Origin of the sequence: Limnohabitans sp. Rim8, from assembly GCF_943326455.1 — a bacterium.
Lineage (GTDB): Bacteria > Pseudomonadota > Gammaproteobacteria > Burkholderiales > Burkholderiaceae_C > Limnohabitans_A.
The window spans coordinates 45,401-61,857 of record NZ_CALPTI020000009.1 but is presented as its reverse complement, the minus strand read 5'-3'; the positions used below and the strand labels follow the sequence as shown (position 1 = coordinate 61,857).

Annotated in this window: 21 protein-coding genes; 16 read left to right on the top strand and 5 right to left on the bottom strand. The window is 58.3% G+C overall.

All coding sequences use genetic code 11. The annotated features are described in order from the left end of the window. Nucleotides 1-31: 31 nt before the first annotated feature. From pufB (Q1M54_RS08375) to Q1M54_RS08320, 12 genes are all read left to right on the top strand, one after another. The gene (gene pufB, locus Q1M54_RS08375; RefSeq protein ID WP_019425952.1) at nt 32-175 is read left to right on the top strand and encodes a light-harvesting antenna LH1, beta subunit; all 144 of its coding nucleotides are present in this window, start codon (nt 32-34) and stop codon (nt 173-175) included. Nucleotides 176-219: 44 nt separating this feature from the next. Beyond that, complete coding sequence (locus Q1M54_RS08370; protein WP_300556171.1) at nt 220-444, top strand: hypothetical protein; 225 nt, start codon at nt 220-222, stop codon at nt 442-444. 10 nt (nt 445-454) lie between these two features. Next, nucleotides 455-664 carry a light-harvesting antenna LH1, alpha subunit gene (pufA, locus tag Q1M54_RS08365; RefSeq protein ID WP_019425954.1) on the top strand — a complete coding sequence of 70 codons (210 nt, stop codon included), beginning with the start codon at nt 455-457 and terminating at the stop codon, nt 662-664. Between the two features lie 84 nt (nt 665-748). Continuing rightward, entirely contained in the window at nt 749-1,585 is an 837-nt protein-coding gene (gene pufL, locus Q1M54_RS08360; protein WP_019425955.1) for a photosynthetic reaction center subunit L, read from the top strand. 51 nt (nt 1,586-1,636) lie between these two features. After that, nucleotides 1,637-2,614, top strand: a complete 978-nt coding sequence (pufM, locus tag Q1M54_RS08355) for a photosynthetic reaction center subunit M (protein ID WP_300556166.1) — start codon at nt 1,637-1,639, stop codon at nt 2,612-2,614. Continuing rightward, entirely contained in the window at nt 2,611-3,672 is a 1,062-nt protein-coding gene (gene pufC / locus Q1M54_RS08350) for a photosynthetic reaction center cytochrome PufC (protein ID WP_300556164.1), read from the top strand. Before pufM ends, pufC begins: the two co-directional genes overlap by 4 nt. 29 nt (nt 3,673-3,701) lie before the next feature. Continuing rightward, nucleotides 3,702-4,514: a hypothetical protein gene (locus tag Q1M54_RS08345; protein ID WP_300556162.1), complete on the top strand. Its 813-nt coding sequence runs from the start codon at nt 3,702-3,704 to the stop codon at nt 4,512-4,514. Further along, on the top strand, nt 4,507-6,039 hold the full coding sequence (crtD, locus tag Q1M54_RS08340; RefSeq protein ID WP_300556160.1) for a 1-hydroxycarotenoid 3,4-desaturase CrtD: 1,533 nt from the start codon (nt 4,507-4,509) through the stop codon (nt 6,037-6,039). The genes Q1M54_RS08345 and crtD overlap by 8 nt, the downstream gene beginning before the upstream one ends. Further along, nucleotides 6,036-6,899 (top strand): carotenoid 1,2-hydratase, encoded by an 864-nt coding sequence (locus tag Q1M54_RS08335; protein ID WP_300556158.1) that lies wholly within the window; start codon nt 6,036-6,038, stop codon nt 6,897-6,899. The genes crtD and Q1M54_RS08335 overlap by 4 nt, the downstream gene beginning before the upstream one ends. A 104-nt stretch (nt 6,900-7,003) precedes the next feature. Beyond that, nucleotides 7,004-7,156, top strand: a complete 153-nt coding sequence (pufB, locus tag Q1M54_RS08330; RefSeq protein ID WP_026039355.1) for a light-harvesting antenna LH1, beta subunit — start codon at nt 7,004-7,006, stop codon at nt 7,154-7,156. Between the two features lie 12 nt (nt 7,157-7,168). Further along, nucleotides 7,169-7,360 (top strand): light-harvesting protein, encoded by a 192-nt coding sequence (locus Q1M54_RS08325; RefSeq protein ID WP_300556156.1) that lies wholly within the window; start codon nt 7,169-7,171, stop codon nt 7,358-7,360. 51 nt (nt 7,361-7,411) lie between these two features. After that, on the top strand, nt 7,412-8,794 hold the full coding sequence (locus Q1M54_RS08320) for a PucC family protein (protein WP_300556154.1): 1,383 nt from the start codon (nt 7,412-7,414) through the stop codon (nt 8,792-8,794). A 209-nt stretch (nt 8,795-9,003) separates the two neighbouring features. Here Q1M54_RS08320 and Q1M54_RS08315 read toward each other — a convergent pair whose 3' ends face one another. From Q1M54_RS08315 to Q1M54_RS08305, 3 genes are all read right to left on the bottom strand, one after another. Continuing rightward, complete coding sequence (locus Q1M54_RS08315; RefSeq protein ID WP_300556152.1) at nt 9,004-9,297, bottom strand: RNA-binding protein; 294 nt, start codon at nt 9,295-9,297, stop codon at nt 9,004-9,006. A gap of 118 nt (nt 9,298-9,415) precedes the next feature. Then, nucleotides 9,416-9,673, bottom strand: coding sequence for a hypothetical protein (locus Q1M54_RS08310; RefSeq protein WP_300556150.1), 258 nt, complete (start codon nt 9,671-9,673; stop codon nt 9,416-9,418). A 217-nt stretch (nt 9,674-9,890) separates the two neighbouring features. After that, a complete protein-coding gene (locus Q1M54_RS08305; protein ID WP_300556148.1) occupies nt 9,891-10,538 on the bottom strand; it encodes a LysE/ArgO family amino acid transporter in 648 nt (215 codons plus the stop codon). 75 nt (nt 10,539-10,613) lie between these two features. Here Q1M54_RS08305 and Q1M54_RS08300 point away from each other — a divergent pair, with 75 nt between their 5' ends. Next, a complete protein-coding gene (locus Q1M54_RS08300; RefSeq protein ID WP_300556146.1) occupies nt 10,614-11,504 on the top strand; it encodes a LysR family transcriptional regulator ArgP in 891 nt (296 codons plus the stop codon). A 96-nt stretch (nt 11,505-11,600) separates the two neighbouring features. Here the strand turns inward: Q1M54_RS08300 and Q1M54_RS08295 are convergent, their stop codons facing one another. Both Q1M54_RS08295 and Q1M54_RS08290 read right to left on the bottom strand, forming a co-directional pair. Next, complete coding sequence (locus Q1M54_RS08295; protein WP_300556144.1) at nt 11,601-12,359, bottom strand: aspartate/glutamate racemase family protein; 759 nt, start codon at nt 12,357-12,359, stop codon at nt 11,601-11,603. Nucleotides 12,360-12,374: 15 nt separating this feature from the next. After that, complete coding sequence (locus Q1M54_RS08290; RefSeq protein ID WP_300556142.1) at nt 12,375-12,497, bottom strand: hypothetical protein; 123 nt, start codon at nt 12,495-12,497, stop codon at nt 12,375-12,377. Nucleotides 12,498-12,901: 404 nt separating this feature from the next. Here Q1M54_RS08290 and Q1M54_RS08285 point away from each other — a divergent pair, with 404 nt between their 5' ends. From Q1M54_RS08285 to Q1M54_RS08275, 3 genes are all read left to right on the top strand, one after another. Then, nucleotides 12,902-14,485: an ABC transporter substrate-binding protein gene (locus Q1M54_RS08285; RefSeq protein WP_300556252.1), complete on the top strand. Its 1,584-nt coding sequence runs from the start codon at nt 12,902-12,904 to the stop codon at nt 14,483-14,485. A 96-nt stretch (nt 14,486-14,581) separates the two neighbouring features. Next, on the top strand, nt 14,582-15,535 hold the full coding sequence (locus Q1M54_RS08280; RefSeq protein WP_019425970.1) for an ABC transporter permease: 954 nt from the start codon (nt 14,582-14,584) through the stop codon (nt 15,533-15,535). A 21-nt stretch (nt 15,536-15,556) separates the two neighbouring features. Continuing rightward, nucleotides 15,557-16,450 (top strand): ABC transporter permease, encoded by an 894-nt coding sequence (locus tag Q1M54_RS08275; RefSeq protein WP_300556139.1) that lies wholly within the window; start codon nt 15,557-15,559, stop codon nt 16,448-16,450. The last annotated feature ends 7 nt before the right edge of the window (nt 16,451-16,457 follow it).

Here is a 16,457-nt window from a genome sequence, read left to right as displayed (position 1 = left end):
GGTCGCAAGGCCTTGTTAACAGGAGCAAAAAATGTCAACAAAGACATCTATATCCGGACTGACCGATGAGGAAGCCCAGGAGTTCCACCACTACTGGATGCAGGGCACAGTGGGCTTTACAGCAGTTGCTGTGCTGGCACACATCCTGGTCTGGGCGTGGCGTCCCTGGTTCTGATTCAGAGCCTGATTTTTCAACCATAGATTGACGGAGTCACTGTCATGCAAAACACGAGCCACCTCAATGAGACCCATTCGCGTGCGGATGAGTCTCCTGCGTACTGGTCCATTTTCCTCATCGGATTCGGATGTCTGTTCGTGGTCGTCGTACTGGCCAAACTGGTCGGCGTTCACTGGCGAGATCTGTTGCCTGGTGCAGAAGATGCCAAGAGCATGAGTCAAGGCGTGCGAGCTGCTGTGTACACCTTCATGTCCCACATCATTTAGGAGATTCACCATGTGGAGAATTTGGCGACTTTACGACCCTTTGCGTGCCATGGTGCTGCAGGGTATTTTCTTGTTTGGCCTGGCCGCGATGATTCACCTCATCTTGCTCAGTACCAACAAATTCAACTGGCTCGACGGCGCGAAAAAACCCGTAGCAGCATCGGCGCAAAACTCGCCGCTGCCCGCTGCTGTGGCTTCGCTCCCAGCGCCCAAGTCCTGATCCAGGACTTGCCGTCCAGGTGCTGTCATTGAACTCCGCTCAATGCAGCACCTGTTCATCCACTGAAGGCAGGAGGACCCAACCATGGCCATGCTGAATTTTGAGAAAAAGTACCGTGTTCGCGGTGGTACCCTGCTGGGTGGTGATTTGTTCGACTTTTGGGTCGGCCCGTTTTACGTCGGTTTTTTCGGCGTCACAACCTTGTTCTTTTCGTTCCTGGGCACGGCGCTCATTTTGTGGGGAGCCTCACAAGGCCCGACCTGGAACCTTTGGCAAATCAGCATCGCACCGCCTGATTTGTCGTATGGCCTGCGCTTTGCACCCCTGATGGAAGGCGGCCTGTGGCAGCTCATCACGGTCTGTGCACTGGGCGCTTTTGGCTCTTGGATGATGCGAGAGGTCGAAATCTGCCGCAAGCTGGGCATGGGCTTTCATGTGCCTGTGGCTTTTGGTGTGGCGATCTCCGCGTATTTCACCTTGGTGGTGATTCGTCCCGTGCTGATGGGTGCGTGGGGCCACGGTTTTCCATATGGCATTTACAGCCACCTCGACTGGGTCTCCAACGTGGGCTACCAGTACCTGCACTTTCATTACAACCCAGCGCACATGATTGCGGTGAGTTTCTTCTTTGCCAGCGTGTTTGCTTTGTCCTTGCACGGCGGTCTGATCCTGTCATCCACCAACCCGGCGCCGGGCACCGTGGTCAAAACACCTGAGCACGAGGACACGTTCTTCCGCGACATCATCGGCTACTCGATTGGCACCTTGGGCATCCACCGTTTGGGTTTGTTCTTGGCCTTGGCTGCCGTGCTGTTCAGCGCCCTTTGCATCGTGCTCAGTGGTCCGTTCTGGAGCCGTGGTTGGCCCGAGTGGTGGAGCTGGTGGCTGAACATGCCGATCTGGTCCCAGTGGCCCGTCTGAGACGGTCTGAACGCACACAGCCCGAATCCAAAGAATTGAGGAGTTAAGCAAATGGCCGACTATCAAAACCTGTTCACCACGGTACAAGCCGTGGGTCCGGTGCACCAAGGGGTGCCACTCGGACACGGCAACAGCCCACGGACGGGGCAACCCCTGATCAACTACTGGGTGGGCAAGCTGGGCAATGCGCAGCTGGGTCCTATTTATCTGGGTGGTTTGGGTTTGATCTCGCTGATCTTGGGGTTGATCGCCTTTACCCTGATTGGCATGAACATGCTGGCTTCGGTCAACTACGATCCGATCCAGTTTGTGCGTCAGCTGTTCTGGTTGTCACTCGAGCCGCCTGCTCCCAGTTACGGCTTGAGCATGCCGCCCCTTAACCAAGGTGGCTGGTTCCTGATAGTGGGCCTGTTTCTCACAGCATCGGTGTTGTTCTGGTGGGCCCGCACTTACCGCCGTGCGGTGGAGTTGGGCATGGGCACGCACATCGCTTGGGCCTTCGCTGCAGCCATTTGGTTGTTCCTGGTGCTGGGCCTGTTCCGCCCCATCTTGATGGGTTCATGGGGCGAGGCTGTGCCCTACGGTATCTTCTCCCACCTCGATTGGACAGCGGCTTTCTCACTGCGCTACGGCAACTTGTTCTACAACCCGTTCCATGCCTTGTCCATCGTGTTCTTGTATGGCTCGGCCCTGTTGTTCGCCATGCACGGTGCCACCATTTTGGCGGTGACCCGCTTTGGCGGCGAGCGCGAAATCGAGCAGATCACCGACCGCGGCACGGCTTCTGAGCGCGCCGCTCTGTTCTGGCGCTGGACCATGGGCTTCAACGCCACGATGGAATCGATCCACCGTTGGGCTTGGTGGTTTGCAGTCCTGTGTCCCATCACAGGCGGTATCGGCATCTTGCTGACCGGCACGGTGGTGGACAACTGGTACCTGTGGGCCATCAAGCACGGTGTGGCACCACCTTACCCCGAAATTTTCCCAGGGATGGTTGACCCTGCGCTGAGCACTGGAGCCAAGCCATGAACATGACTATTTCCTTCTCTTCTGGCTGGACCGGCCGCATGGTCAAAGCTTTGGGACTGACACTGGCGGGTTTGGTGCTGGCCGGCTGTGAGCGCCCGATTCCCGAAAGCGTACAAAGCGGCTACCGGGGCACCGGTATGGCGCAGGTCTACAACCCTCGCCTGCTCGAAGTCAAAACCGAGCTCAACCAACCGCCAGCGGTCATCCCGTCACCTGGATCCGAAGGCCCCAAGGCTTCGCAGGCTTACAAAAACGTCAAGGTGCTGGGCAACTTGAGCGTGGGCGAGTTCAACCGGCTGATGGTCTCGATGACCAACTGGGTGGCTCCTAAAGAGGGTTGTGCCTATTGCCACGCCTTGCCTAACTTTGAAGATGACAGCAAGTACACCAAGGTGGTGGCACGTCGGATGGTCGAGATGACGCAACACATCAACTCGGATTGGCAGCCGCACGTTGCACAAACAGGGGTGACTTGCTACACCTGCCACCGCGGCGAGCCGGTCCCAAGTGCCATCTGGTTCAAAGCCAACCACCAGCCTTACGGATCCAACTTCATGGGTGACAAGGCGGGCCAAAACGAGCCCTCTCCGGTGGTCAATTTGTCCTCTTTGCCCAACGACCCGTTCACACCATTTTTGCTGGGCAATGAAAACATCCGCCTCAATGGTCCCACTGCGCTGCCATCGGGCAACCGCCAGTCGATCAAGCAGGGCGAGTGGACCTATGGCTTGATGACCCACATGTCGACCGCCTTGGGTGTCAATTGCACGTATTGCCACAACACGCAATCGTTCCAAAACTGGGAAATCAGCCCCCCACAAAGGACGACGGCTTGGCATGGGATCCGCATGGCGCGCGATTTGAACCTGACTTACATGGAGCCTTTGACCGAGGTGTTCCCGGCGCACCGAAAGGGACCGTTGGGTGATGTGGCCAAGCTCAACTGCGCCACTTGCCACCAAGGCGCTTACAAACCGCTCAATGGTGCACCCATGGCCAAAGACTTCCCTGAGCTACTCAAGCCCGCTTTGGCCGCTGCCAAAGTGGCGGCCAAGTAGTCTCACCAGCGCCAAACCGGACACTTGTCATGGAAGCCAGCCCTACACTTCATGACCCGCTGTCCGGCGTGGTGGTGGTGCTGCTGGCCGACTTTTTGCGACAACACCAAGGTTGGGGTTGGTTGCGCCTGGTGGCTGGAGCGACGCCTTATAAAGATGTACCCGGCTTGACCATGGTCAAGGTCATGGGCAGCGGGCATGGCGGGGGCTTTAGCCTCAGGCCCAGCGCCACGCACCAAGGTCTGATCTGCAATTTCAGCCATCTCGATTTGGCGCTTCAATTTTTGGACAGTCCGGCCGTGCAGGCCTACCGCAGCCGCGCCCGCGAGTGTTGGACGGGCGTACTGTCGGTGCAGTCGGCCAGAGGCCATTGGGACAAGCAAGCCTGGCAAACCAGCAGCCCAGAATCTTTGGGCCAACATGCCGACAGACAAGAGGATGGGCGTGCACCTTTGGCGGTGCTGACACGGGCCAGCATTGTGCCCACCAAGGCCATGGCCTTTTGGCGTTATGCACCTGCGGCACAGGCCGATCTGTCAAAAGCCCCTGGCTGTCTTTTGGCCATGGGATTGGGCGAAGCGCCCTTGGTGCGTCAATGCACCTTCAGTTTGTGGCAAGACACCGCCAGCATGCTTCAGTACGCCCGGCAAGGTGCGCACCAAGTGGCCAGTGCCGCTGCTTACAAACACCAGTTTTTCTCGGAATCGCTTTTTGTTCGCATGCAGGTTTTGCAAATGGCCGGCGTTTGGTTGGGCCGCAGTTATGAACCTCAGGTGATCAAAGTACCTTTCGACGCACCATCTGCTGCGCTGGTGCCTGAGCTGGAGCCCAGCCATGTCTGAGCACCGTGTGGTCATCGTCGGTGCCGGAATGGGCGGTTTGTGCAGTGCCATTTCGTTGGCGTATCAAGGTTTGCATGTGACCGTGGTTGAAGCTTCTGATGCCCCCGGTGGCAAAGTGCACAGCCGGGAGGTCAATGGCGCACACATCGACAGCGGCCCCACAGTGTTCACCATGCGCTGGGTCTTGGATGACTTGTTGCGCAGCGTAGGCACCAGTGTCGAGTCTGAAATGCGCATTGCGCCTTTGAAGGTCTTGGCACGGCATTTTTGGCCCGATGGCAGCCAGCTCGATTTGTCGGCCAACGCTCACGAAAGCGAAGCGGCCATTGCCGCTTGGTCCAGTGGCGATGAAGCCCGCCGTTTTCGTGAATTTTGCAAAACCACGCGCCAGCTTTACGCCACACTGGAAGGCCCCATGATCCGCGCCCAGCGCCCCAGCATGGGCGGCTTCATGGGCGACTTGGGCTTGCGTGGTTTGGGTGTTCTGGCCCAACTCGGTCCCATGCGCAGCCTATGGCAGCAGTTGGGTCAACAATTTTCAGATCCGCGTTTGCGTCAATTGTTCGCCCGGTATGCCACCTACTGCGGCTCATCACCATGGCAGTCTCCCGCCACTTTGATGTTGATCGCGCAAGTTGAGATGGACGGGGTTTGGTCGGTGGATGGGGGAATGGTCGGTATGGCCCAAGCGCTGGCCCGTGTAGCCAAACGCCATGGTGCGATGTTCCGTTACCAAAGCACTTGCCAGCGCATCGAGCAGCGCCAAGGCAAGGTGAGTGGTGTGCACTTGCAATCGGGTGAATTTTTACCTGCAGACCGAGTGATTTTCAATGGCGATGCAGGCGCTTTGCGCCAAGGTTTATTGGGCGATGGTGTGCGCCGTGCAGTGCCCTCTGAAGCCCCGCCGCGCTCTTTGTCGGCGGTGACTTGGTCCATGCACACCCCCACCGAGGGCGTCACCCTTGACCGTCACAACGTCTTTTTTCAGAGCACTTACGCCAGCGAGTTTGAAGACATCTTTGAGCGCCAGCTTTTGCCGCAAAGCCCCACGGTGTATGTGTGCGCTCAAGACCGACCCGCTCAGTTGGCGCCCGGCTTGGCCGAGCGTATTTTTTGTTTGGTCAACGCCCCCGCCTGTGGTGATGGCAACGGCATCACTGAGGAGGCTATAGAGCAATGCCAAACCCACACTTTTCAGCATCTTCAGAAGCTGGGTCTGTCACTGCAGCCCACGCCGGCCAACAGCATCCGCACGACACCGCAAGATTTTCATCAGCGCTTTCCGGCGAGCGGGGGGGCGCTGTACGGGCAGGCGACGCACGGCTGGACCAGTATCTTCAGCAGACCTGGCTCCACCACGCCCCTACAGGGCCTGTATTTAGCGGGGGGCAGCGTGCATCCGGGGCCGGGCGTGCCGATGGCAGCCTTGTCCGGGCAACGGGCGGCCGAGGCCGTGATGGCGAGCCTCGTTTCGACCAGAACGTTCCAGACGGGGGCTACCTTTGGTGGTATGTCGACGCCATGAGTGACGACGGCCAACACGGCATCACCCTCATTGCTTTTGTGGGCAGTGTTTTCTCGCCTTACTACGCTTGGTCGCGTGGCCGAGGCCAAGCCAATCCAGACAACCATTGCGCGCTGAATGTGGCCATCTACAGCAAAGGTCAAGGCCGCTGGGCCATGACCGAGCGCGGTCAGCGCCACTGTTCGCGCACTGAGCGCCAGTTCAAGATTGGACCTAGCCAAATGAGCTGGGATGGCGATTGCTTGAACATTGACATCGACGAAGTGTGTGTGCCTATTCCGCGCCGCATTCGGGGCCGCATCAAGCTCTGGCCACAGCAGTTGTTTGGATATTCCACACCGCTTGATGTGAATGGTCGTCACCGTTGGGGTCCACTTGCGCCATCTTCGCGCATCGAGGTCAACCTCAATGCCCCTGACTTGAAGTGGCAAGGTCACGCTTACCTGGATTCCAACGAGGGCGATGAGCCTGTGGACCAAGGTTTTCATACCTGGGACTGGTCAAGGGCCCGCTCGCGCGACGGCAGCACGGTGGTGTTTTATGACATGCAAGCGCCAGACACCGAAGACCGCGTGTTGTCGCTGCGCTTCAGCCCCAAAGGCCAGGTGGAGCCGATGACCACGCCTGCGGTGCAGCGCTTGCCCAAAACCGGTTGGCGCATTGACCGTCGCATGCGCAGTTCGAAGCCTGTGCAGGTGCAAGAACAACTTGAAGACACGCCTTTTTATCAGCGTGCTTTGCTGCAATTTGATTACGCCGGTGAGCCTTTGCTCGCCTTTCACGAAACCCTGTCGGTGCCACGTTTGGTGTCACCGGTGGTTCAAGCCATGCTGCCCTTTCGCATGCCAAGGCGGGCTTGAGATGAACAACCTTGAACCTGATTTCAAGGCAACCCCATTCCTGGCCGTGGTGGCCAAGAATAGCCCTCGTGCGGGCCGTGCACGTCTTCTGCAAGGAGAAAACTATGTCTAATTCAGACAAAGTCTGGCCAACGGGACTGACCCAGGCCGAATCGGAAGAGATTCACCGCAATCTCATCCAGGGTACGCAGATTTTCGGCATGATTGCCGCATTTGCTCACCTGTTGGCCTATATTTATTCACCCTGGCTCAAGTAAAGGGGACACCTCATGATCTATTCGAAAATGTGGTTGGTGGTGAAACCTTCGGTTGGTATTCCAGTGTTCATTGCTGCGGTGGCGATTGCTTCCTTCAGCGTGCACTTGGCACTGACCTTGAACACCACCTGGGTGAAGGGCTTCCTCAATGGTGGCGCCAAAGTCGTTGCAACCGCTCCGGCGGATGCGGCGGTCAAGAAGTAACGGGCTTGTCCCGCCGAAAGGCCAGGCGCGCAAGCGCCTGGTCCTTCCTCTATGAACAAAACAAACACATCGTGGACGCAATCGCTGGCCAATTTGGGGCCACGTTTTTTGCCTTTTGCCGACGCTGCAAGTGAAGATTTGCCACTGTCGCGTTTGCTGCGTCTGTCTTTGTTTCAAATTTCTGTGGGCATGGCGATGGTCATGCTCGTGGGCACCCTCAATCGCGTGATGATTGTGGAACTCAAAGTCTCCGCCACGCTGGTGTCTTTCATGGTGGCGCTGCCCCTGCTCATTGCGCCGCTGCGCGCACTGATTGGTTTTCGCTCTGACAACCACCGCTCGCAGCTGGGTTGGCGTCGGGTGCCCTACATCTGGATGGGCAGCTTGCTGCAGTTTGGTGGGTTTTCTATCATGCCTTTTGCGTTGCTGGTCTTGGCCGGTGCTGGACAGTCCAGTCAGGCCCCGGCCTGGGTGGGGCAAGTGGGGGCTGCAGGCGCCTTCCTGTTGGTGGGCTTGGGCATGCACACTGTACAAACCGCAGGCCTGGCTTTGGCCACCGACTTGGCCCCCCCAGAGCGTCAACCCCAAGTGGTGGGCCTGATGTATGTGATGCAGTTGGTCGGTATGATCGGCAGCGCTTTGGCCTTGGGCTATTTGCTGCACGACTACAGCCCCGGCCAACTCATTCGGGTGGTGCAAGCCGTGGCAGTGACCACACTGGTTCTGAATGTGATCGCGCTTTGGAAGCAAGAACCGCGCAGCCGATTGCGCAAACCCGGAACACCCATCGAACACAGCTTTGCGCAAGCCTGGCAACTGTTTTGCCAAGGCCCCGACACCGTTCGGCGCTTGCTGGCGGTGGGCCTGGGCACCATGGCCTTCACCATGGAGGACGTGCTTCTTGAACCCTATGGTGGCGAGATTTTGCACATGAGCGTGTCCAGCACCACTTTGCTCTCGGCCACACTGGCCTTGGGGGGCTTGCTTGGTTTTGCTTGGGCCTCTCGGGTGCTGGGGCGGGGGGCTGACGCGTACCAAATGTCCGGATGGGGCGCCTGGATCGGCTTGCCGGCCTTTGCGGCGGTGATTGCTTCGGCGCCACTGGCTTCGCCAACGGTGTTTGTGTTGGGCATCTTTTTGATTGGCCTGGGCGGCGGTTTGTTTGCCCACGGCACCTTGACGGCCAGCATGCAGTTGGCCCCACCCAGTCAGGTCGGCTTGGCCATGGGCGCTTGGGGTGCGGTGCAAGGCACCGCAGCGGGTCTGGGCATGGCCTTGGGTGGAATTTTGCGGGACTCCGTCGCCCTGGTCAGCAGCCCGGTCATGGGTTACTCGGCGGTTTACCTGATCGAAATCTTGTTGCTTGCGCTGACCTTGTGGGCCATGGGACCTTTGATGCGCGCTGCGGTGCGGCCCAATGCCAACTCTGCATAATCACCAACTTCACAACCCCTCACCTCGACCCACAACCCTAGGACTTACCATGGAAATCAAACACATTCTCATCATCATGTTCGCGGTTTTCTGCCTGTTCATGCTGGCCAACTGGTTCAACCGCCCACGCAAGTGAACCTCTGGCAGCACGGTTTGCGCCCATGAAAAAAGCCACCGCGAGGTGGCTTTTTTGTCCGCAACTGATTTGATCAGTTGCGAGTGTCGCGGTAACCGCTGCCGTAACCTGTGGTGGGTTCTTTGGGCTTGGAGATGTTCACCACGATGGAGCGACCGCTGACCGACATGCCATTCAGGCCAGTGATGGCGGCTTGGGCTTCTTCGGCGCTGGACATTTCCACAAAGGCAAAACCTTTGGAGCGGCCGGTGTCGCGGTCCATCATGACTTTGGCCGACAGAACGCCGCCAAATTCAGAAAAGTTTTGACGCAAGCTGGCGTCGTCGATGGTATAGGGCAAGTTGCCCACGTAAATTTTGCTGCTCATGGTTGAGCCTTTCAGAGAGGTGGCGTGGCAGCTTCATAACGAAGCCGACATGCAGGAAAAAGCGGTTTCTTGGCGATGCCGAGATGCCGCAGGGAAAAGCGCCAGGGGCCTTGAGGCCTCAGCGCATTTGTTCCGGGTTGGGGCTGTTTTGCAGCCAGTCGCGCGTGGTGTCTAGGACGCCGCGCGCAGCATGTTGGGTGAAAGCACAAGCCGAGCGGTGCAGGGCTGGCGTCAGGTCCAGGCCTTGCAGAGCAGGACGGGCTTGGCGCAAAGCTGTGGCAGCTGTTGTTCGGCCAAGGCCGGTGCAAAAAGGGTGTGTCGAGGGCGAAGCGACTGGGGAGCCCGTGCGGGTGTTTATCGGAGAGATCAAAATCAATCGGGTCGCCAACCATCCAGGGGTTTGCGCAGAGCTGTGTGAAAAATGCCGAGGCCTGCAGCTCAACAGGAGACGGTGTTCGAAGTCAATCGATGCCAATGCAAACGCCTTGTGAGCCTTCTGCGTGTTGTTCATACGGGTGGTGCAGAACAATTTGTGATTATATTCTCAATAGAAATAAAAGTCAAATTTTTTATTTCAATCAGTTTTAAAGACATCAGAGCCCATTCACAACGTGGCGCACCAACAGAAGCGACAGGACCCACATGGTCAGGCCGATCAGCGCGTCCAGCACCTGCCAGGCGCGGGGGCGGGCAAACCAGGGGGCCAGCCAATGGGCCCCAAAGCCCAAGGCGCTGAACCACAACAGACTGGCCACACTGGCCCCGGCCGCAAACCATCCTTGCAAAGGTGCAGGCTGCTGCGCGCCGATGCTGCCCACCAGCAGTACCGTGTCCAAATACACATGCGGGTTGAGCAAGGTGAAAGCTGCCGCTTGTGCCATCGCTGCTATTGGGCCCAGGCTTTGGCCTGACTCCGTCACATCCAGCGTGCTGGCCTGGCGCGCCCGATGCAGCGCTCGCCAACCATACACGGCCAAAAACGCCGCCCCGCCCAAAGCCAGCGCTTTGGCCAGCGCAGGCCGCTCACCCACGACTTGCGCCATGCCCAGCACGCCCGCCGTGATCAGCAGCGCATCGGCCAACGCGCAAAAAGCCACCACGCTGGCCACATGCTCGCGGCGCAGACCTTGGCGCAACACAAAAGCGTTTTGCGCCCCAATGGCTACGATCAGGCCCAAGCTCAAAAACAGGCCTTGGACAAAGACAGTACCCACGCCGGAAATGGTGTCGTTCAAGCTCATGGAGCGCGAGCTTGTCAGCCTTTGTGGATTAAGACAAACTGTCTTTCATTAATCAACTTTAGAAAAACTAATTTCATGCTCGACTATTTCTCATTGGCCGCACTGGCCGCTGTGGTTCGTGAGGGCAGCTTTGAACGTGCTGCACGCGCGCTGCATGTGACGCCCTCTGCCGTGTCTCAACGCATTCGGCTGCTCGAAGAGCGCGTGGGCTGCGTCTTGGTGGTACGGGGCCAGCCCTGCCAGCCCACCGACACCGGGCGTCGCCTGTGCCAGCACATGGACCGGGTGCGCTTGCTGGAACAGGAGCTACAAGGCAGCTTGCCCGCCTTGGCTCCGGAGGGGGTGACGCGCGTGGCGCTGCCCATTGCGGTCAATGCCGACAGCCTGGCCACTTGGCTGGCGCCGGCTTTGTCGGCATTTGCCGCCGAAGCCCCGGTGCTGATGAATGTGGCGGTGGACAACGAAGACAACACCACGGGTTGGCTGCGCAGCGGGGCCGTGCTGGCGGCTGTGACCGCCACGGCCAGGCCCGCCACCGGTTGCAACAGTCGCTCACTGGGCGCCATGCGCTACCTGGCTGCGGCCAGCCCGGCTTATGTGGCGCGTTATTTTCCCGAAGGTGTGACGGCCGGACGTTTGTCAGTGGCACCCAGCTTGGTGTTCAACCCGCAAGACGATCTGCAAGCGCGTTGGGTTAGGCGCTTGTGCCACCGGCATGTGGAGCTGCCCCGGCACAGCTTGCCCTCCACGCAAGCCTTCATCACTGCAGGTCTGGCCGGCATGGGCTGGGGCCTGCACCCCGAAACCTTGATCGCGCCGCACCTGAAGCACGGCACTTTGGTTGAGCTGGTGCCAGAAACTCCGCTGGATGTGCCACTGTATTGGCAAGAAACCCGCGCTGCCTCTGCCCTGCTGGATGGCCTGAGTCGTGCGGTGGTGCAGGCGGCGCGGGGGAGTTTGATTTAACGCTGCGAGCGTGAAGCGAATCGACAGATGCGCACGATATCGTCCATGTCAATGTCGCGGGGCCGGTTCATCGGATGACAGCGCCTGTGCTGTTGTTCATCCAGTATCTCTTGTAGGAATGGCTTTGAAGGCTTCGGGCATGCCCTGCCATTGCGCAAAAAATCCGTCTTGGGTGTGGGGCGCTGGCGGTGAGGCTTGTTTGAGCATGATTTCCAAGCCCGCCAGGGCACTGTCAATCAAGGGCAGTGGGACGTGCGGCTGCAAAAGTCGGGCGTATCCTGCCAAGCCTGCGCCGCCCAGGATGATGGCGGCCACACCTGACTGCGCTGCTTGCTGGCAAGCCTGAGTCAAACAGCGAATCGCCATGTCAGGATCTGCCTGGAGTGCCGCCCCGTTGGGCGCTACGGTCTCGATGTGCCGCAGTTGTGCCCCATAGCCTAGGCTACCCGCCAAACGGTGCAGCATGGGTTTCCAGCGCTCTCCGCCGGTCACGATGGCAAACGGACCGTACGATGCGGCCTGAATGAAGGAGGCCTCGGCCAGGCCAGTCACCGGGCAGCCACTGACTTCGCGCAGCGCGAACAAACCCGGGTCGCCAAAGCAGCCAATCAGCACGCCATTGAGCGAACCGGAGACGGCGCTTTGCTGGCTTACCCAAGCATCCAGGCAAGCATGTGCAGCCACTGCATGGCTGGCCTCGCAGGCGATGTACTTCGCACCAAAGCGGGCGGTTCGCACATCCAATTGAACGCCTTGCGGCAATAAGGGGAGCAAAACATCTTGCAGGCGCTGAGTGGTCAAGGCATTGGTGTTGGGGTTGATCAGCAAATAGCGGCGTTGTGCGGTGATGTCCATGATGCATATTCCTTTTCAGTGCCCGTGCGCAGGGTTGGCGGCCTTTTGGAGTGGCGTCAGCAAAGTCTCTGGGTCAAACCATTCGCCATGCCTGAAGTCCGTATGCAAGGGGTATGAGGCCGATGATTGATGGGTCATGGTGCTGGCGTTTGGACGATGAAAGCTAGATTCATTGCATACAAAGGGAACACCAAATTGGGGTGAGACTCCATAGGTGCAAACCAGAATGGTGCCAGAAAACACCATTTTTGTGCTTTATTTTCATAGCTGTATGGACCTTTCAATGCTTTGGCTTCTTTCGACAGACGGATGATTTGAACGTCATAACGGGCACGGTGATTGCATACAAAAAGTGCTTGCCAGACTTTGAAAGCGTATGTTAATTTAGCGAACCGATCTGTTGGTTCCTTAGGTCTGGTGCACATTTTTTCAACGCACTTTTTTCTGGAGTCTTGATGATGAAGCGGTCTATCCTTTCCACTCGTTTGCCCACATCTTGGGCGTTCACCATGGCTGTCGGGATGGGGCTCAGCGCCATCTCCATGGCGGTTCAGGCGCAAGAAAAAGTCTTGCGCATTGCCATGACGGCGGCGGACATTCCCCGAACGCTGGGGCAGCCTGACCAAGGCTTTGAGGGCAACCGGTTCACCGGCATCCCGATGTACGACGCCTTGACCCACTGGGACTTGTCCAAAGCCGATGCACCCAGTGTGGTCGGGCCTGGCTTGGCCACTTCCTGGACCGTGGGGGCGACCGATAAAACCAAATGGACCTTCAAGCTGCGTCCTGGTGTGAGGTTCCATGACGGTTCGGCTGTCAACGCCGATGCCATTGTTTGGAACGTGCGCAAGGTGTTGGACAAAGACGCGGTTCACTTTGACGCCAGCCAGGTGGGCGTGACCGCTTCGCGCATGCCCACGCTGCGCAGTGCCCGAAAAATCGACGACCTGACGGTGGAATTGACCACCAGCGAGCCCGATGCTTTCTTGCCTATCAACTTGACCAATTTGTTCATTGCGTCACCCAGCCATTGGCAAAAGAAATTTGATGCCGCTGCAGGTGCCACGCCTGCTGACAAATCCAGGGCAGCCTGGACTGCATTTGCCGCAGATGCCTCCGGTTCCGGCCCCTTCAAGATGGCCCGATTCGTGCCGCGTGAGCGCTTAGAGATGGTGGCCAACAAAACCTACTGGGATCCCAAGCGCATGCCCAAGGTCGATCGCGTGGTGCTCGTCCCCATTCCTGAGGCCAATGCCCGTACCGCTGCTCTGCTCGGCGGCCAAGTGGACTGGATTGAGGCGCCCGCCCCCGATGCCATGCCGCAAATTCGCCAGCGCGGCTTCAAAATTGAAAGCAATGCCCAGCCTCATGTCTGGCCTTGGCAGTTGTCATTTGCCGAAGGCTCACCTTGGTTGGACAGACGGGTTCGCCATGCGGCCAACTTGTGTGTCGACCGGGAAGGTCTGAAAACCCTCTTGGGCGGCATGATGGCTGCGCCCAAAGGCACCGTGCCACCGGGCCACCCATGGTGGGGCAATCCCAAATTTGACATCAAGTACGACGTGAATGCGGCCAAGGCCTTGATGACCCAAGCGGGCCACAGCGCCGCCAAACCCCTCAAAGTCAAGGTGCAAATTTCGGCATCGGGTTCTGGCCAGATGCAGCCTTTGCCCATGAACGAGTTTGTTCAGCAGTCGCTCAAACAGTGTTTCTTTGATGTGCAGTTTGATGTGATCGAATGGAACACCTTGTTCACCAACTGGCGTCGTGGTGCCAAAGACCCGACTGCCAACGGTGCTGACGCCATCAACGTGAGTTACTCCGCCATGGACCCCTTCTTTGGCATGGTGCGCTTCACCAGCACAGGCACTTTCCCACCGGTGTCCAACAACTGGGGTTACTTTGGCAATCCCGAGTTTGAAAAGCTGATTGCAGATGCCCGCACCCAGTTTGACGACAAGAGGCGCGACGATGCGCTGGCCAGGTTGCATGCGCGCATTGTGGAAGAGGCGCCCTTTGTCTGGATTGCCCATGACGTGGGTCCCCGCGCCATGAGCGCCAAAGTCAAAGGCTTTGTGCAACCCCGAAGCTGGTTTGTCGATTTGGCGCCAGTGTCGATGGACTGATCGTCCAGGTGTGGGCCTTCATGCCCACACCCCAGGGTGCGCAGCCAAGCCATGCTTGGCTGCGCATCGTTTTGAATGCAGTTTTGGAGTGATGGCATGCTCGGCTTTTTGTTGCGGCGTCTGATTTATTCCTTGCCCATCATGCTCGGGGTGGCGCTGGTTTGTTTTGGCTTGGTGCACCTGGCACCGGGTGATCCTCTGGTTTCGATTTTGCCGCCGGACGCATCGGCCGACTTGCAAGCGCAGCTGATCGAGTTGTATGGCTTCAACCGCTCGTACCCTGAGCAATTTGTGACTTGGGTCTGGCGTGCATTGCAGGGTGATCTGGGCACATCCATTGCCAGCAACCGCCCGGTGGCGACCGAGGTCATGACTGCCGTGGGCAACACCTTGCGACTGGCCATGCTGGCCACCCTGATCGGGTTTGTGCTGGGCTGTTTCTTTGGTTTTGTGGCGGGGTATTTCCAGAACTCATGGTTGGACAAGTTCGCTTCTTTGCTGTCTGTGTTGGGCGTCAGCGTCCCGCACTACTGGCTGGGCATGGTCCTGGTGATTGTGTTTTCTTCGATCCTGATGTGGCTGCCGCCCGGTGGCGCTGGGCCGGGGGGGTCCAGCCAATGGGTTTGGGACTGGGAGCATGTCAAGCACATGCTTTTGCCTGCGATCACCATGAGCGTGATCCCGATGGGCATCATTGCGCGCACGGTGCGGGCCTTGGTGGCCGATATCTTGGCGCAAGAGTTCATTGTCGGTTTGCGCGCCAAGGGCTTGACCAATTTGGGTATTTTTTGGCATGTGGTCAAAAACGCCGCCCCCACGGCGCTGGCGGTGATGGGCTTGCAGTTGGGTTATCTGCTCGGGGGCTCGATCCTGATTGAGACGGTTTTTTCTTGGCCTGGCACGGGCTTCTTGTTGAACTCGGCCATCTTCCAGCGCGACTTGCCTTTACTGCAAGGCACGATCTTGGTGCTGGCCATGTTTTTTGTGGTGCTCAACCTCATCGTGGATGTGATCCAGACCTTGCTGGACCCTCGCATTGCACGCGCTTGATCACGACCCCAAGGAATTGACATGACTTTATTGAATGCGGCTGCCAGCCCCGTGCTACCGCTGGTGTACGAGCGCTCTGCCGGTTATTGGGAAACCGTGTGGCGTCGTTTTTTACGTGACAAGGTGGCTGTGGGTGCCGCTTTGGTGGTGCTGTTGTTGATGGTGCTGGCTGTTTTAGGGCCTTGGCTGGCGCCCATGGATCCCTACCAGTCCGCCATGCTCAAACGCCTCAAGCCGATTGGCTTTGAAGGCCACCCCTTGGGCACCGACGAGTTGGGCCGCGACATGCTCAGCCGCTTGATGGTGGGGGCCAGGTTGTCTTTGTTCATGGGCATCACCCCCGTCATTTGTGCCTTTGTCATCGGCTCGCTGATCGGTATCACCGCCGGTTACATGGGTGGCTGGGTCAACAGCGTGATGATGCGCACCATCGATGTTTTTTACGCTTTCCCATCGGTCTTGTTGGCCATCGCTTTGTCAGGCGCTTTAGGGGCGGGTATCACCAACTCCCTCATCTCCTTGACGATTGTGTTCATCCCGCCTTTGGCCCGTGTGGCTGAAAGCGTGACGACCCAGATTCGTGGGCGTGATTTTGTCGAGGCAGCCAGGGCTTCTGGCGCATCCGCTTTCACCATCGTGCGCGTGCATGTGCTGGGCAATGTGCTGGGGCCGATTTTTGTGTACGCCACGAGTTTGATTGCGGTGTCCATGATCTTGGCCTCGGGTCTGAGCTTTTTGGGTCTGGGGGTCAAACCACCTGAGCCGGAGTGGGGTCTGATGCTCAACACCTTGCGCACCGCCATTTACACGCAACCCTGGATTGCAGCTTTGCCTGGGGCGATGATTTTCATGACATCGATTGCTTTCAACCTTCTGGCCGACGGCTTGCGCTCGGCCATGGAAATCAAACAGTGAGGTCCGA